The organism is Streptomyces sp. adm13(2018) (genome assembly GCF_008042145.1).
Lineage (GTDB): Bacteria > Actinomycetota > Actinomycetes > Streptomycetales > Streptomycetaceae > Streptomyces.
In genome coordinates, this window is sequence record NZ_RDBH01000129.1 from 395,166 (window position 1) to 418,398 (window position 23,233).

General features: G+C 73.6%; 19 protein-coding genes, 1 tRNA gene and 1 pseudogene. 8 read left to right on the top strand and 13 right to left on the bottom strand.

Going from position 1 to position 23,233, the window contains the following annotated elements; all coding sequences use genetic code 11:
- Positions 1–184 (top strand): carbohydrate-binding protein (locus EAO70_RS18465; protein ID WP_261992934.1); only part of this gene is annotated, 184 nt, incomplete at its 5' end.
- A gap of 118 nt (positions 185–302) precedes the next feature.
- Here the strand turns inward: EAO70_RS18465 and EAO70_RS18470 are convergent.
- The gene (locus EAO70_RS18470) at positions 303–2,270 is read right to left on the bottom strand and encodes a putative bifunctional diguanylate cyclase/phosphodiesterase (RefSeq protein ID WP_148004022.1); all 1,968 of its coding nucleotides are present in this window, start codon (positions 2,268–2,270) and stop codon (positions 303–305) included.
- 354 nt (positions 2,271–2,624) lie between these two features.
- Here EAO70_RS18470 and EAO70_RS18475 point away from each other — a divergent pair, with 354 nt between their 5' ends.
- Positions 2,625–3,875 carry a M6 family metalloprotease domain-containing protein gene (locus EAO70_RS18475; RefSeq protein WP_148005218.1) on the top strand — a complete coding sequence of 417 codons (1,251 nt, stop codon included), beginning with the start codon at positions 2,625–2,627 and terminating at the stop codon, positions 3,873–3,875.
- A gap of 69 nt (positions 3,876–3,944) precedes the next feature.
- On the opposite strand, the gene EAO70_RS18480 is transcribed toward EAO70_RS18475, so the two are convergent.
- The 7 genes from EAO70_RS18480 to EAO70_RS18510 all read right to left on the bottom strand — a co-directional run bounded on the left by EAO70_RS18480 (position 3,945) and on the right by EAO70_RS18510 (position 10,308).
- Positions 3,945–4,018, bottom strand: a tRNA-Lys gene (locus tag EAO70_RS18480).
- Positions 4,009–4,662, bottom strand: a complete 654-nt coding sequence (locus tag EAO70_RS18485; RefSeq protein ID WP_187283941.1) for a bifunctional DNA primase/polymerase — start codon at positions 4,660–4,662, stop codon at positions 4,009–4,011. Before EAO70_RS18485 ends, EAO70_RS18480 begins: the two co-directional genes overlap by 10 nt.
- Positions 4,663–4,859: 197 nt before the next feature.
- Positions 4,860–5,216 carry a hypothetical protein gene (locus EAO70_RS18490; RefSeq protein WP_148004023.1) on the bottom strand — a complete coding sequence of 119 codons (357 nt, stop codon included), beginning with the start codon at positions 5,214–5,216 and terminating at the stop codon, positions 4,860–4,862.
- Positions 5,217–5,407: 191 nt separating this feature from the next.
- Complete coding sequence (locus EAO70_RS18495) at positions 5,408–6,778, bottom strand: AAA family ATPase (RefSeq protein WP_187283942.1); 1,371 nt, start codon at positions 6,776–6,778, stop codon at positions 5,408–5,410.
- Positions 6,775–8,364 carry a hypothetical protein gene (locus EAO70_RS18500; RefSeq protein ID WP_148004024.1) on the bottom strand — a complete coding sequence of 530 codons (1,590 nt, stop codon included), beginning with the start codon at positions 8,362–8,364 and terminating at the stop codon, positions 6,775–6,777. The genes EAO70_RS18495 and EAO70_RS18500 overlap by 4 nt, the downstream gene beginning before the upstream one ends.
- Positions 8,355–9,536, bottom strand: a complete 1,182-nt coding sequence (locus EAO70_RS18505; RefSeq protein ID WP_148004025.1) for a hypothetical protein — start codon at positions 9,534–9,536, stop codon at positions 8,355–8,357. The genes EAO70_RS18500 and EAO70_RS18505 overlap by 10 nt, the downstream gene beginning before the upstream one ends.
- Positions 9,418–10,308 carry a phosphatase PAP2 family protein gene (locus tag EAO70_RS18510; RefSeq protein ID WP_148004026.1) on the bottom strand — a complete coding sequence of 297 codons (891 nt, stop codon included), beginning with the start codon at positions 10,306–10,308 and terminating at the stop codon, positions 9,418–9,420. Before EAO70_RS18510 ends, EAO70_RS18505 begins: the two co-directional genes overlap by 119 nt.
- Positions 10,309–10,456: 148 nt before the next feature.
- Here EAO70_RS18510 and EAO70_RS18515 point away from each other — a divergent pair, with 148 nt between their 5' ends.
- The gene (locus EAO70_RS18515; RefSeq protein ID WP_148004027.1) at positions 10,457–11,050 is read left to right on the top strand and encodes a histidine phosphatase family protein; all 594 of its coding nucleotides are present in this window, start codon (positions 10,457–10,459) and stop codon (positions 11,048–11,050) included.
- 36 nt (positions 11,051–11,086) lie between these two features.
- On the opposite strand, the gene EAO70_RS18520 is transcribed toward EAO70_RS18515, so the two are convergent.
- The gene (locus EAO70_RS18520; protein ID WP_148004028.1) at positions 11,087–12,373 is read right to left on the bottom strand and encodes a tetratricopeptide repeat protein; all 1,287 of its coding nucleotides are present in this window, start codon (positions 12,371–12,373) and stop codon (positions 11,087–11,089) included.
- A 413-nt stretch (positions 12,374–12,786) separates the two neighbouring features.
- On the opposite strand from EAO70_RS18520, the gene EAO70_RS18525 reads away from it, so the two are divergent.
- Both EAO70_RS18525 and EAO70_RS18530 read left to right on the top strand, forming a co-directional pair.
- Entirely contained in the window at positions 12,787–13,143 is a 357-nt protein-coding gene (locus EAO70_RS18525; RefSeq protein WP_148004029.1) for a hypothetical protein, read from the top strand.
- 69 nt (positions 13,144–13,212) lie between these two features.
- On the top strand, positions 13,213–14,076 hold the full coding sequence (locus EAO70_RS18530; RefSeq protein WP_148004030.1) for a spermidine synthase: 864 nt from the start codon (positions 13,213–13,215) through the stop codon (positions 14,074–14,076).
- A gap of 25 nt (positions 14,077–14,101) precedes the next feature.
- Here EAO70_RS18530 and EAO70_RS18535 read toward each other — a convergent pair whose 3' ends face one another.
- Positions 14,102–14,683, bottom strand: a complete 582-nt coding sequence (locus EAO70_RS18535) for a hypothetical protein (RefSeq protein ID WP_148004031.1) — start codon at positions 14,681–14,683, stop codon at positions 14,102–14,104.
- Positions 14,684–14,761: 78 nt separating this feature from the next.
- Between EAO70_RS18535 and EAO70_RS18540 the strand changes: the two genes are divergently transcribed.
- From EAO70_RS18540 to EAO70_RS18550, 3 genes and pseudogenes are all read left to right on the top strand, one after another.
- The gene (locus tag EAO70_RS18540) at positions 14,762–15,463 is read left to right on the top strand and encodes a response regulator transcription factor (protein WP_187283943.1); all 702 of its coding nucleotides are present in this window, start codon (positions 14,762–14,764) and stop codon (positions 15,461–15,463) included.
- The gene (locus EAO70_RS18545; RefSeq protein WP_148004033.1) at positions 15,460–16,869 is read left to right on the top strand and encodes a sensor histidine kinase; all 1,410 of its coding nucleotides are present in this window, start codon (positions 15,460–15,462) and stop codon (positions 16,867–16,869) included. The genes EAO70_RS18540 and EAO70_RS18545 overlap by 4 nt, the downstream gene beginning before the upstream one ends.
- 64 nt (positions 16,870–16,933) lie before the next feature.
- Positions 16,934–17,866: pseudogene (locus tag EAO70_RS18550) on the top strand (chitinase); the annotation flags it as partial.
- A 95-nt stretch (positions 17,867–17,961) separates the two neighbouring features.
- Here EAO70_RS18550 and EAO70_RS18555 read toward each other — a convergent pair.
- Genes EAO70_RS18555 through aspT (EAO70_RS18565) form a run of 3 tightly spaced genes read right to left on the bottom strand, consistent with a single transcriptional unit; the run spans position 17,962 to position 23,047 of the window.
- Complete coding sequence (locus tag EAO70_RS18555) at positions 17,962–19,611, bottom strand: bifunctional aspartate transaminase/aspartate 4-decarboxylase (RefSeq protein ID WP_148004034.1); 1,650 nt, start codon at positions 19,609–19,611, stop codon at positions 17,962–17,964.
- Positions 19,612–19,650: 39 nt separating this feature from the next.
- A complete protein-coding gene (gene aspT, locus EAO70_RS18560; RefSeq protein WP_148004035.1) occupies positions 19,651–21,354 on the bottom strand; it encodes an aspartate-alanine antiporter in 1,704 nt (567 codons plus the stop codon).
- Positions 21,355–21,364: 10 nt separating this feature from the next.
- The gene (gene aspT / locus EAO70_RS18565) at positions 21,365–23,047 is read right to left on the bottom strand and encodes an aspartate-alanine antiporter (RefSeq protein ID WP_148004036.1); all 1,683 of its coding nucleotides are present in this window, start codon (positions 23,045–23,047) and stop codon (positions 21,365–21,367) included.
- Between the last annotated feature and the right edge of the window lie 186 nt (positions 23,048–23,233).

Consider the following 23,233-nt stretch of genomic DNA (forward strand, 5'->3'; position numbering starts at 1 on the left):
GCCTCCGACCACCCCGCCCACGGGCTGCGGCTCGGTCCCGGCGTACGTGGCCGGCACGYTCTACAACGCGGGCAACGWGGTCTCCCACAACGGCCGCAKGTACAAGGCCCAGTGGTGGACCCAGAACGAGACSCCSGGCWCSACCGGRGAGTGGGGCGTCTGGAAGGACCAGGGCGCCTGCTGACGCCCCGCACCACCCGCTGAACCCCGCATGAACCACTGCCCCCGCCCGGAATGTCCCTCCGGCCGGGGGCAGTTCCATGCCCCGGCCCGGCGCCCGGGGGCGTCCGGGCCGCCGGGCCTCAGGCCGGCAGTGGCTCCGAGCCGAGCAGTTCCGGGATGCGGTCCGGCGCCACCGCCCGCGAGTACAGCCAGCCCTGCCCCGTGTCGCAGCCGATGCTGCGCAGCCGGTTCGCCTGCCCCGAGGTCTCGACGCACTCGGCGGTGACCGTCAGCCCCAGCCGGTGCGCCAGCTGCACCAGCGCCTCGACGATCAGCTCGTCGGCCGGGTTGGCGTGCTCCTCGTCCTGGAAGCCCCGGACGAACGCGCCGTCCAGCTTGAGGACGGAGACCGGCAGCCGGCTCAGGTAGGCCAGGTTCGAGTAGCCGGTGCCGAAGTCGTCGATCGCGATCCGCACCCCCATGTCGCTCAGCGCCTGGAGCGCCTGGAGCGGCCGCCCGGCGGAGCCCATCACCGCGGACTCGGTCAGTTCCAGCTGGAGCAGGTGCGGGGCGAGCCCCGTCTCCGCGAGGATCCCGGCCACGTCGGTGACCAGGTCGGAGTCCCAGACCTGGCGGACCGCCACGTTGACGCTGACGAAGATCGGGCGCTCGTCCGGACGGTCCTGCTGCCACTGCCGGGCCTGGAGGCAGGCCGAGCGCAGCACCCAGCGGCCGAGCTCCACGATGGAGCCGTCCTCCTCGGCGATCCCGACGAACCGATTCGGCGGCAGGGTGCCGAACTGGGGGTGGTGCCAGCGCACCAGCGCCTCCACCCCGCGCACCGCGCCGTCCGTCAGATCCACCAGCGGCTGGTACTCCAGGGCGAACTCCCCCCGCTCCACGGCCGGCCGGAGCGTGGAGGAGAGCGACTGCCGGGTCATCCGGTGCGCGTTGCGCTCCGGGTCGAAGAAGGTCCAGCGGGCCTTGCCGTCCGCCTTCGCCCAGTACAGCGTGGTGTCGGCGTCCTGCATCAGGGCCGTCGCCGTGGTGCCGGCCCCCGAGCGCTCGACCACGCCGATCGACGCGGAGACCGAGAGCCGCCGGCCGCCCAGGTCGAAGGGCTCCTGGAGGGCGCACAGCACCGAGCGGGCCAGGTCGGCCAGTTGCTCGGTGCCGGTGGAGTCCTCGACCAGGATGGCGAACTCGTCCCCGCCGAGCCGGGCCACCAGATGGCCGCCGCTGCGGGTGTAGCCGTCGCCGTCCGCGCACTCCGTCAGACGGGCGGCCGCGGCGGCGAGGAGCCGGTCGCCGACCCGGTGGCCGAGGGTGTCGTTGACCGCCTTGAAGCCGTCGAGGTCCAGGTAGCAGAGACCGATCCGCCCTGTTCTGCCATACCCGTACGACTCGTAGGAAGAGCTGATCGCCCTGCGGCGGGCCGCCGTGCCCGCCGTGCCGTCCGCCGTGCCCGCGGTGGTCGGGGTGCTCGCGGTGCCCGCGATGGACGCCGCGCTCGCCATGTCCGCCGCGTCCTGCGCCGAGGACTCCAGGGCGGCCGAGAGCCGCTCGAAGAACAGGGCGCGGTTGGGCAGCCGGGTCACCGGGTCGTGCATCTGGAGGTGCCGCAGCCGCGCCTGGAGCTCGCGCCGGTCGCTGATGTCCGCGATCGACACCAGGACGCGCGGACTGTCGGGCACCGGGGCCACGGTGACCTCGACCCACAGCGAGCGGCCGTCGGCGTGCTTGAGGCGGCGGGTGCAGCGGAAGCGGGAGCGGCGGCCGCGCAGCACCTCGCTGTACGCGTGCCAGGTGCGCCCGTCGGACCCGAGGTCGACGAGGTCGGCGGCGGCCTGGTCCCGCAGTGCCTCCGGCGCGGCGCCGAGGAGGGCGCCGAAGGTGTCGTTGGCCGTGACGACGAGGCCGTGCTGGTCGACGAGGGCCATCGCGAGCGGGGAGGCGCGGAACGCGGCGCGGTGATCCCGGAGTTCCGAGGGGGAACAGCCGACGCGGTGCTCGGCTCCGTACGGGGGGTGACGCTCCGTGAGTGCGGACTCCGCCGCGCGCGTCTCCGGCGGCTCTGGGTGCACCGGTCCTTCGGGGGTTCCGCTCACGCTCGCTCCCGTAGTGCAGTCGGGCCGGTCGCAGAGGTCGGAACGGTCGGCCGAGGAAGAGTGTGCCGATCATAGAGCCCGTACGGGGGAGCGTTCCAGCTCCACGGTGCCTCCGGGGGACGGCCGATCCGGTGAGGCCTCCCGCCGGAACACCCCGCCCGATCGTTTCTGCTCAGGTCTGACACGGGTCGACGCCGACGTGACCGAAAGTGACTTTCCGTGAGCTGAAGCGCGTCCGTGTCGCGTCGACGCCATGGCGCGCCCTCACCCGACCGGGGCAGCGGAAACATGCGAAACGTCGCAAACCATCACAAGGTGGTTGAGGTGTCCCGCATTCCCGATCCGGAGGTCCACGTGAGGGGTCAGCAGCCACTCGGGGGAGTGGAACGCTCGCGGCTGCGTGCCGGCGCGGCGGCCCTCACCTCGTTCGCCGCCCTCGCCGCCACCGGGCTCGTCGCCGGGCCCGCCGTCGGAGCCCCGGCGGCCGGGCCCTGCGTCCTGCCCCGCACCGCGGCCCATCACTCGCTCGGCCTCGACACCTGGAACAGGTCGTATCCGCGCCCCGACCGCCCCCTCGACGCGGTCATGATCTTCCTGTCGTTCCCGGACTCCGAGCCACTCAACGACCCGGCCGAACTGGCCGCCGACCACTTCCCCGCCACCAGCGAGTTCTTCACCCGCGCCTCCTACGGGCGGTTCACCCTGCGCCCGGACATCCAGCGCGTCTGGACCGCCATGCCGAAGGAGTCGGGCGCGTACGACATACGGCGCGACTGGGACGCCGGTCAGCGCGCCGCCTACCTCCGGGACGCGATCGACGCCGCCGACGCGAGCGTCGACTTCTCCCGGTACGACATCGTCTACCTGGTCGCCGACCCGGACGCGCCCGGAGTGGACTCCGACGCGACCAAGGTCGTCAACCTGGAGAAGCCGCTGGAGGTCGACGGCACCGAGATCAGGCGGGTGGTCACCGTCTTCGAGCGGCACCCGCCGGACCGGAACGTGCTGGCGCACGAGACCGGGCACGTCTTCGACCTGCCCGACCTCTACCGCCGCCCGGTGGACGGCAAGGGCGACTGGGACACCCATGTGGGTGACTGGGACGTCATGGGCAGCCAGTTCGGGCTGTCCCCCGACCTCTTCGGCTGGCACAAGTGGAAGCTCGGCTGGCTCTCCGGCGCGCAGATCGCCTGTGTCCAGGGGACGGACCCCCGGATGGTGACCCTGGAGGCGACCGACGCCCAGCCGGCGGCCGGGGCCACGCTCGGGACCCGGCTCGCCGTGGTCCGCACCGGCCCCGACAGCGTTCTCGCGATCGAGGCGCGGGGCCGGGCCGGGAGCAACGCCGACACCTGCACCGAGGGCGTCCTCGTCTACCGGATCCGCGGCACCGCCGCCTCCGGCGACGGGCCCGTCGAGGTCGTCGACGCCCATCCGCGCACCGAGGCCTGCTGGGACCGCTCCGTCTACCCGCCGCTCGCGGACGCCCCGCTGGAGGAGGGCGAGACGCTCACCGTGCCCGGTACGGGGGTACGGGTGGAGGTCGCGGAACGCACCGCGGCGGGCGCCTGGACGGTCCGGATCACCCCGCCCCCCGTCGGCTGAGAGCCGGATCCCGGGACGGCCGGGAACACGAAGAAGCCCCCCGCTTCCGCGAGGGGCTTCTTCTGTCGGTGCGCCGCCAGGGACTCGAACCCCGGACCCGCTGATTAAGAGTCAGCTGCTCTAACCAACTGAGCTAGCGGCGCCTGCTGACGTCGTAGACATTAGCATCCGGATCGGCGGGAGGAAAAATCGATACCCGCACGTCGGCGGCGGATGCCGAGCGGGCGGCCCGGACGCAGGCCCAGAGCACGACCTCGGGTCCGGGCAGCCACGGACTGCGCGTGTCGGGTGCCACGAGCCAGCGGGGTCCCTCGCCGTCGGACGGCACCAGCGGCGGCACGGTCACGGCGTCCCCGAGCCCGTGGCAGAGCGGCCGGGGGACGCTGTCGCCCCAGTCCTCCCAGTCGAGCAGGGCCGGCAGCCGCTGGGCGGTGCCCGGCGCGGCGAACAGCATCATCCGGCCCCGGTGCACCGCGACGGGCCCCGAGCCCGGGCCCTCCTCCCAGAGCCGGTCCAGCATCCGGCGCCCGAAGACCGGGTCCACGTTGACGACGTCGAAGACGGTCCCGCAGGGCAGTGCGGCCGGGGAGGACGGCCGCGACTCCCAGCGGGTCAGCGCGGCCTCGCGGCTCCCGGTGGCGGAGGTGAGCCAGGAGGCGCCGTCGGCGGTCACCCGGGCGGGCTGGTGCCGCCCCTCGTCGCCCTCCCCGGGGAACCGGAGGATCCGGGGCACCCAGGGCGTCCGGGTGATGTCGTGCGGGGCCTCGTCGCGCGTCCACGTCGTCATGCTCCAGATCTACCGGGAGTCACGTAACCGTCGCCGAGAGTTCACGGAATCCCGGACAGGAGGGGAGGGCGAGGAGTATCGTGCCCTCCCGGCATATGCCAGGGGTGGTATTCCAGCCACCCATGACCAAGCCCCCGCACGCTCCGGGCCTCCGGCCGCCTCCGTGGAGCCGGCCGGAGGCCCGGGGCGTGCGCGGCTCAGTCCTCCGCCGGCCGCCCGTTCGTCCTGATCAGGTCGTGGCCGAACTCGATCATCTTCCGGGCGTAGTCCTCGGTCCACTGCGCCCGCTCGGCGACGTCCGCGGGCGTCAGCCGGTCGAACCGGCGCGGGTCCGCCAGCTGCGCCGCCGCGATCGCCTGGAACTCGGTCGCCCGGTCCGTCGCCGCGCGGAACGCCAGCGTCAGCTCCGTCGCGCGGGACAGCAGCTCCCGGGGGTCGTCTATCGACTCCAGGTCGAAGAAGTGCTCCGGGTCGGCGGTCGCCTCGGCAGGCTCGAAGACCAGCGGTGCCGGCCTGAGCCGCCGCTGTCCGCTCCGCTCCGCGGGTTCCGCCATCGTCGCTCTCCTCTTCACGTCCATGTGCACGTTCCCGTTCACGTTCCCGTTGCCCCGGTACGGCACCGGCACGTCGCGCACCGGCTCCCCGCACACGGGCGGCCCGGAACCCCGGGCCGCTCTCCATTGTCCCGCGCCCCGCAAGAGGGCGTCGGGCCGTGGCGCGCACGGGCCGCCCGGCCCCGCCGCGGTCAGGGCGTCCAGGTGACGCGGTGCTCCTCCAGGTGGGAGAGGACCGCGTGGTTCGCCTCCCAGCCGTCCGGGAACGACACGGCGGCGCCCAGCTGCACCGGCTCGGTCGACGGGTGGGCGTCGAGCAGGTCCGCGACGCCCGCCCGGCAGACCACGACGCACGCGTGCCGGTGCCGGGAGGCGAGCACGCACAGCCGGCCCGTCTCCAGGTGGAAGGCGGTCGCGTCGGGCCGGCCGGACAGCGGGTGGAGGACGACCGTCACGTCGTACTCGCGTCCCTGGAGCCGGTTCGCGGTGTCCACCGTCACGCCCGTGACGCCCAGCCCGGCGAGGGCCGCGCGGACCGCCGCCGCCTGGTCGCGGTGCGCGGTGCCGACCGCGACCCGGTCGGGCGTCAGCGGCACGGGGGTCTCCGAGCGCTCGGAGACCGCGGCCCCGCCCCGGTCGAGGAGCCGGCGCACCACGACGGCGACCGCGGCCACCGCCTCCGGGTCGGTGCGGGGGGTGTGCCGGGCGGGCAGTTCGAGCAGGCCCCAGCCCGACTCCGCCGCCTCGTCCAGCACCCGGTCGGGCCCCGAGCCGTCCGAGGCGACCGCGAAGGAGAGCCGCCGGTCGCCGGGCCCGGTGCCGCTGCGGAACGGCGTGAACGGATAGAACGCGTCCGAGACCAGCGGCGCCGCCGAGGCCGGCAGCCGCCAGGACACCGGCAGCCGGTGCTGCGGCAGGTCGGGGTTGTGCGCGAGCAGGGTGGAGACCGCGCTCGCCGACGGGTCGTACGAGAGTCCCGCCCACTGCTCGGCGCCCACCACCGAGAACGGGTCCAGCTGCCCGGGATCGCCCACGAACAGGGCCCGCTCGAAGAGCCCCGCCACCGCGAGCAGCGCGTCCGAGCGCATCTGGTACGCCTCGTCGACGATCGCGTGCGCCCACGGCTCGACGTTCTTCACGTGCGCCCACTTGGCGGCCGTGGAGAGGACCACCGGCAGCCCGGCGAGCTCACCCGCCTTCGCCGACTTCCGTACGTTCTCCAGGTCGTTCAGCGCCTTGTCGTACGGGTCGCTGTCGTTCGAGTGGAGCCGGCCGACCTCCAGGTCCGGCTCCTTCTCGGCGAGCCGCAGCACCAGGTCGTCCACCTGCGCGTTCGTCTGGGCCACCACCATCAGCGGGCGTCCCTCCGCGGCCAGTTCGAGGGCGGCCCGCACCACCAGCGTCGACTTCCCGGCGCCGGGCGGGGAGTCCACCACCACCCCGCGCGCGGTGCCGTGCAGGGTGGCCGCGAGGATGTCGGCCGTCGCCCGGCCCGCGGCGGCCGAGGGGTCGAACGGCGCCGCGTCCCCGACGGGCGGCCTCGACAGGTCGAACACGGTCACAGCACGTCCTCCGGGGTCACGGCGTCGGGCAGTTCCACGGCGTCGGCCCGCGGCGGACCGCCGTGCGTCCAGGGCGTCTCCTCGGCCTCCGGCAGCTGCGGCCCGACCCGCTGGTCGTGCTCGAACAGGGTGAAGGCGATCCGCTCGCCCTTCTCCGGCACCGAGCCCTCCGCCGGCTCCTTCGAGCGGCCCATCCGGTCGAGGAGCCGCAGCAGCAGCGCCCCGTCCTCCTCGTACCGCACGAACTCCGCCGACTGCGGCTTCCCGTCGAGCGAGCGGTACACCTTCACCTTCTCGCCCAGATGCGGCCGGTCCTCGGTGCGGACCGTGAGGAGCGGCCGCGGGGCGGGCCGCTTGGACTCCGTCCACGCCATCGTCACCTCGACCACCTCGGCCGCGAACGCCTCGCCCGACAGCCGCCGTCCGGCGAGCACCAGCGGATCGTCCAGGGCCTCCTGCGCCTCCAGCTGACCCTGCGCCTGCTCCCGCGCGGCGAGCTTCCGGGCCGCCGTCACGGCGTCGTCCCGGCGCGGCTGCGGCGGCTCGCCCGCGGTGACCCGGTCCCGGTGGGCGGTGAACGACCAGCGGTCGCGGGTCCAGCGGTCCTCGACCCTGGCCCCCTCCGGCAGCTCCCGCAGCAGACCGACCGCTCGCCAGACCGCGTCCCAGGTGGGCCGCAGCTGGGAGACGACCAGCCGCCGCACCTCCCGCTCCGCCCGGTGCAGCTCACCGAGACCGCGCTCGGCCGCCTCGCCGTCCTCGGCCGCGCCGACCGCCTGCCGCGCCCGGTCGTACCGCTCGATCGCGGGCGCGAGCAGCCCGTTGTCGAAGGCGGGATCGGTGGCGGGCCCGGCGGGCGGACAGAACAGCTGCCCCCGCGGGTCCCGGCCCGTCTCGGCCCGCAGCGCCGCCTCGGCGCCCGGCCCCCCGTCGTACGGGTCGATCCACGCGAGCAGCGCCCCCAGGTGCTGGTCCTCCAGCGAGGACTGACCGGTCGCCCAGTGCCGGTTGAGCAGGTCGGTCGCGCTGAGCAGCAGCGAGGACCCGGGCACCCGGGCCCGGTCGCCGAAGTGCGTCAGCCACCGCCCGAGCAGCGGCACCCGGGGCGGCGCGGGGAACGGCGTCTCCGGGTCCTGCTCGGCCGTCCGGCGGAACCGCGTGGACCGCCCGAGCAGCCGTACGTACTCGATGCCCGCCCGGCTCGGCACGATCAGCTGCGGCGCGTCCGCGCACAGCTCGACCTCGACCTTCACCTTCTTGCCGGATTCGGGGTCGACCTCGCTCTTCTCCGCCGCCTCGACGGCCGCCGCGAAGGAGTCGACGTACGGCAGGACCTCCTCGGCCAGATCGGCGAGGAAGGCGAACCGCAGCTCCCGGTCCCGGGGCTGGGCCACCACCAGGAGCCTCGGCTCCTCCGGGTCGGTGCCGACGAGCGCCCCCAGCGGGGCACCCGCCTCACCGGCCGTGGTCAGCGGGACGAGGACGAGGGGCCGTGCGGAGAGCCGCCGGTGCCGGACGGTGGCCAGCGGCTGCGCGCGGCCGGACTCGACGGCCTCCATCCGGGCCAGGGTGGAGATCAGCGACATGTCCGCGCCTCCGCCCCCGCCAGGGCCTCCTCGCGCAGGGCCCGCGCCCGGCGCAGCGCCGCCACCGCCGGGTCGTCCGGGTCCCCCTCCTCGCCCCGGGCGGCCCGGAGGACCGCGCCGACCGTCGTCAGCCCGCCCAGCTCACCCCGTACCGAGCGGCCCAGGGTCTCCACCGCCTCCGCCTCCCGGGCCCGCGAGCGGCAGTGGAAGGCCAGCTCGCAGGCGGCCAGGCACTCCGACGCGTACTGGTGGGGCACGCACTCCACGGCCGCCGCCAGCTCCTCCGCCGAGCGCTCCGCCAGGTCGAAGCCGACGCCCTCGGGCAGCGCGGCGGCGATCTCGTCGACCCGGGTCAGCCGGTCGAGCTGGCGGCGGGTCACCGACCGCTGCTTGCGCACGTCGACGACCGAGGCCGTCGGCAGGTTGGAGAAGTCCTTCGGGCAGACGAGGAGCACCGAGGGGGCCACCCGGGCGCCCTCGGTGACCGCCGCCACCCGTTCGAGCGCGAGCACGTACACGGCGGCCTGCCGGGCGGCCGCGCCGACCTTGGAGGCGTCCGCCGCGCCGTCGACCATCGGGAAGGACTTGATCTCCACGACCGTCCACCCGCCGTCGGGGCGGACCACCACGGCGTCCGGCTCCAGGTAGACCGGCGAACCGGCCACCTCCAGGGCGAGCAGCGGGTGGTCGAGGAGAGTCCACGCGCCGGCCGCGGTCGCCTCCCGCAGGGCGAGGGCGGTGCGGGCCACCCGCCCCTCGGGTCCGGCGGCCGTCAGCTCGGGCACGGAGACCGCGCCCGGCTCCTCGACGCCGATCAGCCGCAGCAGCTCGCGGCCGCCGTCGGCCTTGACCTTCGCCTCGAAGGAGTTCCCCCGGACGATCGCGAACTGGGACTGCCCGAAGGGGGCGGGCGAGCCGAGCCTCTCGGCCAGGGCGGACTTGTCGACGCCCGCGCCGTCGAGCAGGGCCCGGCGCCGGCAGCCGGGGTTCGCGGCCAGCGCCGCGAGGGCCCGCGCGTCGAGCGGACGCGGCGGGGTGGCCGGTCCGCGCAGCTCAGCGAGCCTCTCCCACGCTCTCTGCTTCGCCGGAGCTGGAGCTGGAGCAGGGGAGGCCCCTGGTCGACGTGTCGTCTGCGGAGGTCGGGAAGGTCCGCTGTCCGGGGATGCGCTCACCCGCGGAAGTCTCGCATCCGCCACTGACAACCGGGGGAGCTTCCGCCGTTCCGCGCAGTCGCCGGGCGAGCCGCAGCACGGGCGGGGTGAGGAGCAGACCGGCCCCCATCACGGCCGCGCCGGCGACCGCGTCCAGCAGGTAGTGGTTGGCGGTGCCCATCACGACCACCGTCGTGAGCAGCGGATACGCGACCCCGAGGGCCTTCGCGGCCGGGGTCCGCCCGTACCGCCAGAGCATCACCCCGCACCACAGGGCCCAGCCGACGTGCAGGCTGGGCATGGCCGCGTACTGGTTCGTGAGACCGCCGAGCCCGCGCGGCGCGCTGGCCTCGCCGCCCCACCAGCCGTACGCGCTGAAGTGCGCCATCGTGTCGGTGAAGCCGTGCACCGGGTCGAGCAGCCGGGGCGGGCAGGTGGGCAGCAGGGTGAAGCCGACCAGGCCGAGCAGGGTGGAGACCATCAGCCAGGTCCGGGCGGCCCGGTAGTGGGCGGGGCGGCGGCGGAAGAGCCACAGCAGGATCGCCGGGGTGACCAGGTAGTGCAGGGAGGCGTACGCGAAGTCCGCCGGGATCCCGAGCGCGGGCACGTCCGTGAACAGCCGGTTCAGCGGATGTTCGGCGTCGATGCCGAGCAGCCGCTCCAGGCGCAGGATCGCCAGCCCGTGCTCGACGGCCGAGGCCTCGTCGCCGCGGACGAGCAGCCGCCCGCCCGAGTAGGCCGCGTACACGACCCCGATCAGTGCCAGTTCCGCCCACCAGCGTGGCTTGCGCATACGAAAGGTCCCCCACCCCGACTGCCGGTCGCCCCGGGGGAGGGGACGCCGGACGCCGCCCGCGGGTTGCCCCCACGTCACCCCGAATCCACGTGGGCGATGATGGAGGAGGCACGTCCGCACCGTGAACCTCTGGAGATTCCTTCCCATGGCACCGCGCATCCTGCTCGCCCGGCACGGCCAGACCGAGTGGTCGCTCCTCGGCCGGCACACCGGCAGGACCGACATCCCGCTGCTCGACGAGGGGCGGCGCGGCGCGAAGCTCCTCGGCGAGCGCCTCCACCGGGGCCCCTGGGCGGGGCTGCCCGGCGTGGAGGTGCGCACCAGCCCGCTGGTCCGGGCGAGCGAGACCTGCGAACTCGCCGGCTTCGGCGAGCGGGCCGAGCCGTGGGACGCGCTGATGGAGTGGGACTACGGGGCGTACGAGGGGCTGACCCCGCCGCAGATCCAGGACATCCGGCCGGGCTGGTTCATCTGGCGCGACGCGGTACCGGACGGCGAGACCCTGGCGCAGCTGTCGGACCGCGCCGACGAGATCGTGAACTGGGCCCGCTCGGCCGACCGCGACGTCCTGGTCTTCGCGCACGGCCACATCCTGCGGTCGATCGGCGCCCGGTGGCTCGGCGAGGACGTCTCCTTCGCCTCCCGCATCCGCCTGGACCCGACGAGCCTGTCCGTCCTCGGCTGGGCGTACGGGGCGCCTGCGGTCGAGCGCTGGAACGACACCGGGCACCTGGAGTAGGCGCCCCGGCCGCGAGAGTCGCCGGGCGGTCTCCGGTCAGTACGCGGCGAGGGCCCGGCGGGTGTCGACGAGCATGTCGCGGATCCTGGCCGAGGCGATGCCCTCCAGGGAGTCGATCACCCGCCGCGCCTCCGCCTCGGCCTCGTCCGGGCGGCCCGCGTGCGCCAGGTTCTTGGCGAGGTGGGCGCGGTAGAGCGCCAGGTTCCGCGCGAAGTGCGGGTTCTGCAGGACGGCGGCCCGGTGGGCGTGCCGGGCCGCGCGGCCCCAGTCGCCGAGGGCCGACCAGCACTGGGCCTCCAGGGCCTCCCGCTCCGGCTCCCCGAAGAACGACATCCACTCGGGGTCGTCCTCGGCCGTGCCGCGGTCGAAGAAGCCGTGGGCGCGGCCGAGGGCCTGCTCGCAGGCCGACCGGTCGCCGAGCCCGGCCCAGGCGGCGGCCTCGCGCAGCGAGAGCAGCGACCGCAGCCGGTCCGAGTCCAGGCCCTGCGCGGCCCGCAGGCCCGCCTGCGCGGCCCGGACCGCCTCGCGGAACCGGCCGGTGTCCCGGGCGAGGAAGGAGGTGTTGCAGAAGGCGTGCGCCTCCAGGGCGGCGTTCCCCGCCACGCGCGCGGTGGCCAGCGCCTCGGCGTAGTGCGAGCGGGCGTCCTCGGGCCGGCCCGAGTCGTGGGCCAGCCAGCCCACCGAGAGGGAGAGTTCGCCCGCGCCCGCGTGCAGTCGGTCCTCGGTGGAGCGGCGGGCCATGGTGCCCGTGTCGAGCAGCGCGTAGGCGGCCCGGAGCGGGTGGGCGGCGACCTTGTAGAGCCCGTCGGCGCCGTGCCGGTCGTCGAGCAGGCGGATCTGCCGTACGGCGTCCTCGACGGCCCGCACCTCGGCGTCGCCGATCCGGTGGGTGCCGCGGGGGGAGGGGATCGCGACGGCGGGGCCGCCGAGTCCCAGAGAGGTGGCCGCCAGGGTGGCGGAGCCGCTCGTCATGAATGCGCGACGCAGCACGTCGCTCTCCTCATCGTTCCGGGTCGGGAGTGCCGCGGGAGCCGGAGCCCCGGCCGCGACCGGCTGTCGCCGGCCGCGCACCGTCTCCCGCGCGGAGAAGCCCAGGTCCGACAGACCCAGACCGGGGAACATGTGCAGGAACACCCGCTCGTACGCGTAGTTGGGACAGCGGATCTCGCCCGCCTCCACGCGCCCGATGTAGCGGGCGTCGCACGCGACCTGTTCGCCGATCTCCCGCGCCGCCCGCCGGACGGCCGCGGCGAACTCCGCCGGCGAGTGCTGCCCGCGGAGCCTGCGGAAGGCGAGATTGGGAACTGCCCGTGACGTCGCCATGGCCGAGCCCTCTCCTGTGCTGCCGGGTGGTCCGGCGGCAAGAACGTACCTGCTGTGACCGGATGGACACACAGAGTTCCGCAACAAATCGGATATCTCGCCTGCGATCTGCCATGAACTGCCATCCTTTGCGGCGGCATGGCGCCGTAGCCGTTGACGCGCCCGGGCGTTGAACCGTATGGGAGAGACGGAACGTGTCTCCTCAGGAGCGAGGAGGGGTTCCCATGTCGGAGATCGGTTCCCAGTCGGCCACGCGGCACGCGCCCGCCCCGGACGCCCGCGCGCCCCGGTCCTGGGGGGCGGTCCGGGGCGCGCGGGCGTCCGGGGCGGGCGCGTGCCGCCTGGCCGACTGGGAACCGATCCCCGACATGGGAACCCCTCCTCGCTCCTGAGGGTCCGCGGAACCGTGGGACCTGGTCACCGTGCCCGTCCGGCAGGGCCTGGAGGCCGTCGACATCCTGCGCCGCGGCGCAGTCCCCGCCGTCGGCCCCGTCGTCCACGACGGCACCTGCGACACCCTCGGCTTCCTCGTGCCGCCCGGCACGGCCGCCGGCTGGGACATGCCCGGCAGCGCCTGTACCAGGACCTCGGGCCGCGGCCTGCGCCTGCCCGAGCTGCCCGAACTGCCGGAACCCGCGGGGGACGCGCCCCGCCCCGCCGGCTGGCTGCTGCCCCCGGGCGACGCCGACCCCGTCACCGACCCCGTCGTGCTGCGCGAGGCGCTCGGCGAGGCGGCCCGGCTCATCGAGGCGGCGGACGGCTGCCACTGAGCCGCCGCGACCGCCGCCGGGCCCGGGGCCGCGCGGCGGGGCCGGGGCGAATGCCCCGATAATGGCCCTGTGGCCAGGAACAGACAGCGCGACCGGGCGCCCGCCGCCTCCGTCGTCGAGACCGTCGACGGCGGGCTCGCCGAACTCATACCCGACCGGGAACGCCCCCGCGCGTGGACGCTGCTGATCGACGGCGCCCCGCAGTCCCACGTGGACCTCGACGACCCGGCCCACCTCACCTTCGAGTACCAGCGGCGCCTCGGCCACATCGCCGACCTCGTCGCCCCGCCGCAGCGGCCGCTCCAGGCCGTCCACCTCGGCGGCGGCGCCTTCACCCTCGCCCGGTACGTCGCCGCGACCCGGCCCCGCTCCACCCAGCAGATCGTGGAACTCGACGGCCTCCTCGTCCAGCTCGTCCGCCGCGAACTGCCCCTCGACGCCGGGGCCCGCATCCGGGTCCGCTCCACCGACGCCCGCGCCGGGCTCGCCAAGGTCCAGGACGGCTGGGCCGACCTGGTCGTCGCCGACGTGTTCAGCGGCGCCCGCACCCCCGCCCACCTGACCAGCACCGAGTTCCTCGGCGAGGTGCGCCGGGTGCTGCGGCCCGGCGGCTTCTACGCCGCGAACCTGGCCGACGGCCCGCCGCTGACGCATCTGCGCGGCCAGATCGCCACGGCCGCGGCCGTCTTCCCCGAACTGGCCCTGGCCGCCGACCCGACGGTGCTCCGCGGCCGGCGCTTCGGCAACGCGGTGCTGCTCGCCTCCGACCGGGAGCTCCCGGTGGCCGAGCTGACCCGCCGGGTGGCCACCGACCCGCACCCGGGCCGGGTCGAACACGGAAGGGCGCTCGCCGAGTTCGCCGGGGGAGCGGTGCCGGTCACCGACGCGAGCGCCAAGCCCTCGCCCGTACCGCCCGCGTCCGCCTTCCGCTGACCGCGCCGGGACCCGGGGCGCCGGTTCAGAGCCGGCGGTCGTCGATCTCCACGCGGGGCGCGGTGTCGTGCCAGACGCAGAAGACGGACAGCTCGCGGCCCTCCCCGGTGAACGTCACCCGGATCCAGCTCGTCTGCTTCCACACCTGCATCTGCCAGCCGGACGCGGGGATCGCCGAGACCAGTCCGGCCGAGTCCGCGCCCATGTCGAAGGTGACCCGGCCGCCAACCACCGTGTAGGTCTTCACGTTCGAACCGGTCGAGGGGGCGGTCGTCGCGGGGGGCGGCTGCGTCGTCGGCCGCGGTGTCCGGGAGGGGGCCGCGGACGGCGTCGCCGAGGTCGAACCCGTGCCGTCGGGCGTCGGCTTGCGCGTGACGGCCGCGGTGGGCTCGACGGTCTCGGGCCGCCGGGTCGAGGAGGTCAGCGGATCGCCGCCGACCGGGTCCGGTTCGCCGGCGCCGCCGGCCGGGAGGGGCAGCGCGCGCGGGGGGTCGTACACCGTTCCGGACAGGACCGTGTGCACTCCCCACCAGGAGAGCGTGACCGCCGCGCCGGTGGCGAGCGACCAGGCCAGGGCGTGAACGAGTCCTCTTCGCATCCGGGCCATACTGCACCACGCCGCCGGGTGCCCCGCCGCAGGGTGCGCCGTGCCGCGCGTTCGCCCGGATGGCGTACGGTGCGGCCCATGGCAAGTGTGCTCGTGGTCGAGGACGACCAGTTCGTGCGCTCCGCCCTCATCCGCCGGCTCTCCGAGGCCTCCCACACGGTACGGAGCGTCGGTACGGCCCTGGAGGCGCTGCGCGAGGTCGCCCATTTCCGGTTCGACGTGGTCATCCTGGACCTCGGACTGCCCGATCTGGACGGGTCGGAGGCGCTCAAGATGCTGCGCGGGATCACCGACGTACCGGTGATCATCGCGACCGCCCGCGACGACGAGGCGGAGATCGTCCGGCTCCTCCACGCGGGCGCCGACGACTACCTCGTGAAGCCCTTCTCGGTCGACCACCTCTCGGCCCGGATGGCCGCCGTCCTGCGCCGGGCCCGGTCCGCCGCGGGCGAGGCCCCGCCGCCCCGGGTGATCCGGGTCGGCGGACTCACCGTCGATCCGCTGCGCCGTCAGGCGGAGCTGGACGGGGGTCCGCTGGACCTCACCCGCCGCGAGTTCGACCTGCTGGCCTTCCTCGCCGGACGGCCCGGCGTCGTCGTCCCGCGCAAGGAGCTGCTCGCCGAGGTGTGGCAGCAGTCGTACGGGGACGACCAGACCATCGACGTACATTTGTCATGGCTACGGCGGAAGTTGGGCGAAACGGCCGCCCGGCCCCGTTATCTGCACACCCTGCGCGGGGTCGGCGTCAAGCTGGAACCGCCCCGGGAGTCCCAGCCGTGAGATGGGCGCTCGTCAAGGTGTCGCTCGCCGTCACCGCCATGGTCGTCGTCGCCTTCGCCGTACCCCTCGGGCTCGTCGTCAAGGAGATGGCCCGCGACCGGGCCTTCTCCAACGCCGAACGGCGGGCCGCCGGCCTCGCCCCCGTCCTCGCCATCACCACCGACCGCGAGGAACTCGACAAGGCCGTCGCCACCACCGAGGACGGCGCCGCCGGACGGCTCGCCGTCCATGTCCCAGCCGCCCGACCCGGCGACCCGGGGCTGGAGATCGGCACCCGCCGGGCCGGCGAGGCGGAACTGGCCGCCACCCGCAGGCTCGGCCGGGCCTCCATCGCCGAGGTCCCCGGCGGCTTCGCGCTGCTCCAGCCCACCGCGCTCAGCAGCGGCCAGGTCGCCGTCGTCGAACTCTTCGTCGCCGAGGGCGAGGTGTCCAACGGCGTCGCCACCGCCTGGCTGGTCCTGGCCGGCGTCGGCATCGCCCTGATCGTCGGCTCCGTCGCCGTCGCCGACCGGCTCGGCGTCCGGATGGTCCAGCCCGCGCAGCGCCTCGCGGGCGCCGCCCACGACCTCGGCGAGGGCCGGCTCGGCGCCCGCGTCCCCGAGGAGGGGCCGCCCGAACTCAAGTCGGCCGCCGTCGCGTTCAACTCCATGGCCGACCAGGTCGTCCAACTCCTCGCCAACGAACGCGAACTGGCCGCCGACCTCTCCCACCGGCTGCGCACCCCGCTCACCGTCCTCCGGCTCAACGCGGCCTCGCTGGGCTCCGGTCCGGCCGCCGAGCAGACCCGCGCCGCCGTCGAGCAACTGGAGCGCGAGGTCGACATCATCATCAGGACCGCCCGTGACGCCAAGCCGCAGACCCAGGCCACCGGCCCCGGCGCCGGCTGCGACGCCGCCGAAGTGGTCCGCGAGCGGATGGAGTTCTGGTCGGCGCTCGCCGAGGACGAGGGCCGCCTGGTCCGCGTCGCCGGCGTCGACCGGCCGGTCCGCATCCCCGTCGCCCGCCCCGAACTCGTCGCCGCCCTCGACGCGCTCCTCGGCAACGTCTTCCGGCACACCCCCGAGGGCACGGCCTTCTCCGTCGACGTCCACAACGGCGAGGACGCGGTCATCGTCCTCGTCTCCGACGCGGGCACCGGCATCGCCGACCCGACCGCCGCCCTCGCCCGGGGCAACAGCGGTTCCCGGGACGGCTCCACGGGCCTCGGCCTGGACATCGTGCGGCGGATGGCGGAGACCACCGGCGGCGACGTCCGCCTCGGGCACTCGGTCCTCGGCGGGACGGAGGTCCGGATCTGGATCGGCCTCGACGGACGCCGCACGGGCGGCGCGACCGGCCGCCGAGGCCACCGCCCCGCCCGCCGCCGCCGCGGAGGTGGCGGCACCCGCCGGGCCGCCGAGAGCTGACCGCCGGGGACGTTCGGGCCGCCGAGGGCTGACGTCCCCCGGGGCCGGCCCGCGCGCCCTGACCTCCCCCCCCCCGACGCCCACCGCGACCGGCGCGCCCGCCACCGCCGCCCGGTTCGCCCCCTACGTCGACACCTCGCTCTACCCGGCGTACGACCTGCTCGCCACCGCCGACGCCACCGGCGTGAAGGAGTTCAACCTCGCCTTCATCACCTCCGGGGGCTCCTGCGCCCCGCTGTGGGGCGGCGTCACCGACCTGGCGAACGACCGGGTCGCCGCCCAGATCGGAGCCCTGCGCGCCAAGGGCGGCGACGTCCGGGTCTCCTTCGGCGGTGCCGCGGGACACGAACTCGCCCTGAACTGCTCCTCCGCGTCGGCGCTGGCCGCCGCGTACGGCAAGGTCGTCGACCAGTACAGGCTGACCAAGGTCGACTTCGACGTCGAGGGCGCGGCGCTGCCCGACACCGCCGCCAACACCCGCCGCTCCCAGGCGATCGCCCAGCTCCAGAAGTCCCACCCCGGTCTGAACGTGTCCTTCACCCTGCCGGTCATGCCCGAGGGCCTGACCCAGCCGGGCGTCGATCTGCTCGCCGACGCGAAGCGCAACGGGGTCCGCGTCGACGCGGTCAACATCATGGCGATGGACTACGGGCCGGCCTACAGCGCCGACATGGGCACCTACGCCGTCCAGGCCGCGACCGCGACGCAGGCGCAGATCAAGGGCGTCCTCGGGCTCTCCGACGCCGCCGCCTGGAAGGCCGTCGCCGTCACCCCGATGATCGGCGTCAACGACGTCGTCAGCGAGGTCTTCAGGGTCGACGACGCCACCCAGCTCGTCGACTTCGCGAAGTCCAAGGGGATCGGCTGGCTCTCGATGTGGTCCTCGACCCGCGACAAGCAGTGCCCGGGCGGCGCCGTGAACCACGCCGACGCGACCTGCTCCTCGATCCTCCAGCAGCCGCTGGCCTTCACCAAGGCCTTCGCCGCCTACCGGTAGGCACCCCCGAGATCCATCGCGCCCCCCACACCGCGCGCCCCGGCCGGAGACACCCCACCTCCCGGCCGGGGCGCGCACCCCTGTGTCCGCGGCCCTCAGTCCGTGGCGGCCCGCCACTCCTCCGCGTAGTCGTTGAAGATGGCCCGCAGGTGATGGCCGATCTTCAGGTAGTCCAGGTCGTCGAGGTTGGCGAGCGACACCCGGACCGACCACTCGGGGCCGTCGAAGCCGCCGCCGTTGAGGAGGACGACGCCGGTCTGCTCGGCGAGCCGGAACAGCGGGTCGACCGGTTCGTAGTTCTTCTCCAGGAAGTCCGCGAACTTCTTCCCGTGCACCCGCTCGGCCTCGGCGAGCAGGTCGAGCTCCACGTAGTAGGCGGCCCGCTTCACGTCGTCGGCGATCTTCATGTGGGCGCCTTCGAGGAGCAGTTCGAGGCGCCTGCGGACGATGCCGCGGATCCGCTCCTTGTAGGCCTGGCCCTCGGGCAGCAGGTCGAACAGCGAGAACAGCGTCATCATGACCTGCTGGGGGAGCGAGAGGCCCGCCGTGTGGTTGAGGGCGACCTGACGGGAGTCGGCGACCAGGCGGTCGATGAACCGGATCTTCTCCGGCTCCAGGGACAGCGTCCCGTACCGCTTGTTCAGGCGCTCCTTCTGCTCCGGCGGCAGGTTCGCCAGCATCTCGTCGACGACGTTGTCGTCGTGGAGGCCGATGACGCCGAGCCGGTGCCCGGTGCAGCCGTAGTGCTTGGAGTACGAGTAGACGAGCAGCGTGTTGCGGGGCAGGTCGGCGGCGATCGAGCGGAAGCCCTCGACGAAGGTGCCGTACACGTCGTCCGTGACGATCAGCAGGTTCGGGTTGCTGGTGGCGACGATCTCCTGGATCTGGCTCGCGACCCGGTCGCTCAGCGCGAGCGAGGGCGGGTTCGAGGGGTTCACCAGGCAGACCAGCTTCACCGAGGGGTCGGCGAGCTTGGCGACCTCCTCGGCCGGGTAGCGCCACTCGCGCACGCCCGTCTCGGTGAACAGGTTCGCCTCGACCGTCACGACGTCGAAGTCGTAGGTGTCGAGCTCGGGGATCTCGATGTACGGGGTGAAGACCGGCACCATCAGGGCGATCCGGTCGCCCTTCCGCAGGATGCCGTTCTTCATCAGGGAGTCGAAGATGTAGCACATGGCGGCCGTGCCGCCCTCGGTCGCGAACAGCGCCATGGTCCCGGCGGGCGGCCGCTTGCCGAACATCTCGTCGTCGAGGTAGCCGCGGACGATCTGCTCGGCGTGCGGCAGCATCCGGTCCGGCACCGGGTAGTTGTCCCCGATCGAGCTGTCGGTCAGCTCGTGCACGAACGCATCCTTGCCGAAGCCGAAGCGCTCGATGGCGTACTCCACGCAGCTCTGGAGCAGCTCGATCCCGGGCAGGTCCGGGTGCCGCCGCACGAAGGCGTCGAAGCGGTCCCCGGAGCCGTGGAGTTCCGGCATGCCGCCGAGGTCGTCGGCGGTCCAGACGCGGCGGGACTCGGAGAGCGCGAAGTGGCCGAGGGCGAGGAAGGCCTCGCGGGGGCCGGTGGCGACCCAGTTGGGGTTGCCGCGGCCCGCGTTGAGCATCTGGGTCTGCGACTTGTCCTTCTGGCCGGGCTGGTCGGCCTGCGCGGCCTGCGCGAGCTTGATGAACTTGTCCTTCAGCTCGAACGGCGAGAGCTGCGCGAAGGACTGGATCTCCTCGCGGGTGAAGGTGGTCCTGGGCACGGTGACTTCCTTACGTACGAGAGGGGGAGGACGGTCGGCTCAGTGGGTGAGGATGACGATCACGGCGCCCCAGATGGTCAGCAGGACGTTGCCCACCGCGTAGGGGATCGTGTAGCCGAGCGTGGGGATCTGGGACCGGGACTGTTCGTTGATCGCGCCGATCGCCGCGGTCGTCGTCTGACCGCCGGCCAGGACGCCCATCAGGATCGGGAAGCGGATCTTCTGGATGTGGTGACCGACGCCGAAGCCCACCAGCAGCGGCACCACCGTCGCCACCGCGCCCCAGACGAGCAGCCCCCAGCCGGCCGTCGAGAGACCGCTGGTGAAGCTCGGGCCGGCGTTGATGCCGACGACCGCGACGAAGAGGCAGAGGCCGAGGGTGTCCATGAACCACTGCGCGCCGGGCGGCACGTTGCCGTACGTCGGGTACTTGCCGCGGATCCAGCCGAAGACCAGACCCATGATCAGCGCGCCGCCCGAGGTCGACAGCGAGATCGGCACCCCCGACACGGTCAGCGCCGGGATGCCGATGCAGCCGCCGAGGAAGATGCCGAGACCCACCCAGAGCATGTCGGTGGCGAAGGAGGTCGGCACGGGCTTGCCGATCGCCCGGCCGGCCGGGTCCACCAGACGCTTGGGACCGGTGAGGATCACCGTGTCGCCGCGCTCCAGGGTCGTGGAGAGCCGGTACGGGAACTCCGCGCCCGAACGGTAGACCTTGTCGACGTACACGCCGACCATGAACGGCTCGCGGCGCAGGTCGGCGATGGACTTGCCGAGCTGCGCCTTCTCCGAGGCGACGACGTGCAGGGTCTCGGTCCGGTAGCCGAGCAGCTCCACGTCGTCGGTCTCGGGACCGATGTGGGTGCGGGCGTCGAAGTCGACGAGCGAGCCGCGCAGGGCGCTGAGGGCGACCACGTCGCCGGAGCGCAGCACCGTCTGCTGGTCGTGGTCGAGGATCAGGCCCTCGCGCCGGACCCGGGTGATGTAGATGCGGTGCCCGAGCTCCTTCTGCTGGTTCTCGAAGTCGTCGATGGTCCGGCCGACCAGCGCCGGGCGGTCCAGCCGGTACGCGCGCAGGACGACCTCGTAGTAGCCCTCGGCCAGGTCGGGGTCGTCCTCGGGGGCGTCGAGCTCCTTGGCCAGCCGCGCGGACTCCTCGGCCAGATCCCGCTTGTACAGCCGGGGCAGGACGTTGGCGAGGAGCATCGCGCAGAGGATGGTGCCGAGGGGATAGGTGACGGCGTAGCCGATGGCGACCAGGTTCTCCTCGGTCTTCACCTGCTGGGCGGAGAGCCCCGGCAGGGTGCCGATGGCGTCCTGGGCGACACCGATGACCGCGGACTGGGTGAGCGCGCCGCCGAGCAGGCCGGCGGAGAGGCCGGGGCCGTAGCCGAGCATCACGGCGAAGCCCCAGGAGACGAGGAGCCCGGTCACGCAGACCACGACGGCGTTGACGACCTGCGGAACGCCGTCCTTCCTCAGGCCGCGGAAGAACTGGGGGCCGACCTTGTAGCCGAGGGCGAAGAGGAACATCGTGAAGAAGAGGTTCTTCACCGTGCCGTCGATGGTGACCTTGAACTGCGCGCCGAGGAGCAGGCCGGCCACCAGGCAGCCGGTGACGGCGCCGAGGGCGATCGCCTTGTAGCGGAGCTTGCCGAAGAGGAAGCCGAGCGCGACGGTGAGGAAGACGAGCAGTTCGGGGTGGGGCTGGAAGATGTTCCGGTTGAGGAAGTCGATCATGGCCGTCCTCTCACGCTCCGAGGATGCCGACGAGCAGCGGGCCGGTCAGCGGGAGCAGGAAGTTCGAGAGCGTGTACGTGATCGTGTAGCCGAGCATCGGGACCGAGCTCTGGGCGACCTGGGTCACCGAGGTGATCGCCGGGGTCGAGCACTGCTGGCCGGCGATCGCGCCGATGAGCAGCGGTTTCTCGATGTCGAGGAGCTTGCGGCCGACGAAGAGCGAGATCGTCGCGGGGATCAGGACCATCGCGATCCCGGCGAACGGCAGCAGCGCCCCGTACTCCTTGAGCAGCGGCCAGGCCTGCGGGCCCGAGACCAGGCCCGTGCACGCGATGAAGATCGCCAGGCCCATGTCCTTGAGGGTGGCGGCGGCCTGGGGCGGGAAGGCCCCGAAGGTCTGCGTACGCGAGCGGAACCAGCCGAACAGCAGGCCCGAGATCAGGCAGCCGCCGCCGGTGCCGAGGGACATGGGGACGTCGCCGAACTCGACGACGACCTGTCCGAGGAGCGAGCCGCAGACGATGCCGAGGCCCAGGTAGATGAAGTCGGTGGCGTCGTTCCGGACGACCGCGCCGACCTTGGAGGCCAGCCTGCCGAGGCTCGCGCGGGCGCCGACCAGGGTGAGGACGTCGCCGCGGGCCACGACGGTCTCCGGGGTCGCCGGGAGGTGCTGGTCGTTGCGGAGCACGTCCGTCACGTACACCCCGCCGGAGGAGAACTCCGGGTGCTCCCGGGCGAGGGTGTCCAGGGACTTGCCCGTCGCGCTCCGGTCGGTCAGCGAGACCTGGGTGGTGGCGAGCGGGGTGTCCAGGCCCGGGACGGCCGGGGTCTCGGGGCCGATGACCCGGCCCGCCTCGATGATGTTGGCCCGCCGTCCGACGGTGAGGACCAGGTCGGAGAGCGTCAGCTCGAAGTCGGGCGGGGGAGGGGTGAGGACCTTGCTGCCCCGCTTCACCGCCTCCACGGTGACCCGGCCGCCGAGCGCGTGCTCCAGGTCGCCGACCCTGGTGCCGTCCGCCTGGGTGACCAGGAAGGTCCGGCCGACCATGCCGGGCAGCGCCTCGCGCTCGTCGTCCTCCAGACCGCCGCCGGAGCCGCGCATCTTCTCCCACAGCTCGCGGCAGGCGTCGCGGAGGTTGATCCGCATCATCATCGGCATGATCTGGCTGGTGTAGATGACGATGGTGATGAGGCCGAACAGGTAGCAGACGGTGTACGCGGTGGCCACATGGCCCTGGTACTGGGTGATCTGCTCCTGGGTCAGGTCGGACAGGTTGCCGATGGCCTCGGTGGCCGTGCCGACGACGGCCGACTCGGTGGCGGCCCCGGCGAGGATGCCGGCGGCGGTGCCCACGTCCAGGTCGAAGCCCTCGGCGAGACCGAGGGCGATGCCGACGACACAGACGACCTCGATGAGGCAGAGGGCGAAGAACCGCAGGCTCTTCTTGTTGAGGTTGGCGAAGAACTGGGGTCCGGCCATGTAGCCGAGCGAGAAGATGAAGAGCGCGAAGAAGATCGTCTTCACGTCGTCGGAGATCGTGAGCTTGGTCCAGGCGCCGACGAGCAGCGAGACGATCAGGGTTCCGCAGATGCCGCCGAGGGTGATCGGGCCGACCCGCAGCTTGCCGACGAGGTAGCCGGCGGAGAGGCAGAGGAAGAGGGCGAGTTCGGGGTGGTCGCGCAGGACTCCCATCCGCCCTCACCCCGCCCAAACGGGTCGAATAGTGAGGATATTGGACATAAGGGGACGCTAACAGGGCGGCAGGGGGAGTGGATCAACGCCTCACCCGAACGCGCCTGAACGGGTGGGCCGCCGGGTCCTCGGCGCTCGCGGGGCCGTGACATGACTCAGGCCCCGGTTCGAAACGAACCGGGGCCT

Bases quoted from the DNA above. Each gene is read 5' to 3' on its own strand.
- EAO70_RS18485 (WP_187283941.1), bottom strand. From the start codon at position 4,662: ATGACGACGTGGACGCGCGACGAGGCCCCGCACGACATCACCCGGACG.
- EAO70_RS18490 (WP_148004023.1), bottom strand. From the start codon at position 5,216: ATGGCGGAACCCGCGGAGCGGAGCGGACAGCGGCGGCTCAGGCCGGCA.
- EAO70_RS18500 (WP_148004024.1), bottom strand. From the start codon at position 8,364: ATGTCGCTGATCTCCACCCTGGCCCGGATGGAGGCCGTCGAGTCCGGC.
- EAO70_RS18510 (WP_148004026.1), bottom strand. From the start codon at position 10,308: ATGCGCAAGCCACGCTGGTGGGCGGAACTGGCACTGATCGGGGTCGTG.
- EAO70_RS18515 (WP_148004027.1), top strand. From the start codon at position 10,457: ATGGCACCGCGCATCCTGCTCGCCCGGCACGGCCAGACCGAGTGGTCG.
- EAO70_RS18520 (WP_148004028.1), bottom strand. From the start codon at position 12,373: ATGGCGACGTCACGGGCAGTTCCCAATCTCGCCTTCCGCAGGCTCCGC.
- EAO70_RS18535 (WP_148004031.1), bottom strand. From the start codon at position 14,683: ATGGCCCGGATGCGAAGAGGACTCGTTCACGCCCTGGCCTGGTCGCTC.
- EAO70_RS18540 (WP_187283943.1), top strand. From the start codon at position 14,762: ATGGCAAGTGTGCTCGTGGTCGAGGACGACCAGTTCGTGCGCTCCGCC.
- aspT (WP_148004035.1), bottom strand. From the start codon at position 21,354: ATGATCGACTTCCTCAACCGGAACATCTTCCAGCCCCACCCCGAACTG.
- aspT (WP_148004036.1), bottom strand. From the start codon at position 23,047: ATGGGAGTCCTGCGCGACCACCCCGAACTCGCCCTCTTCCTCTGCCTC.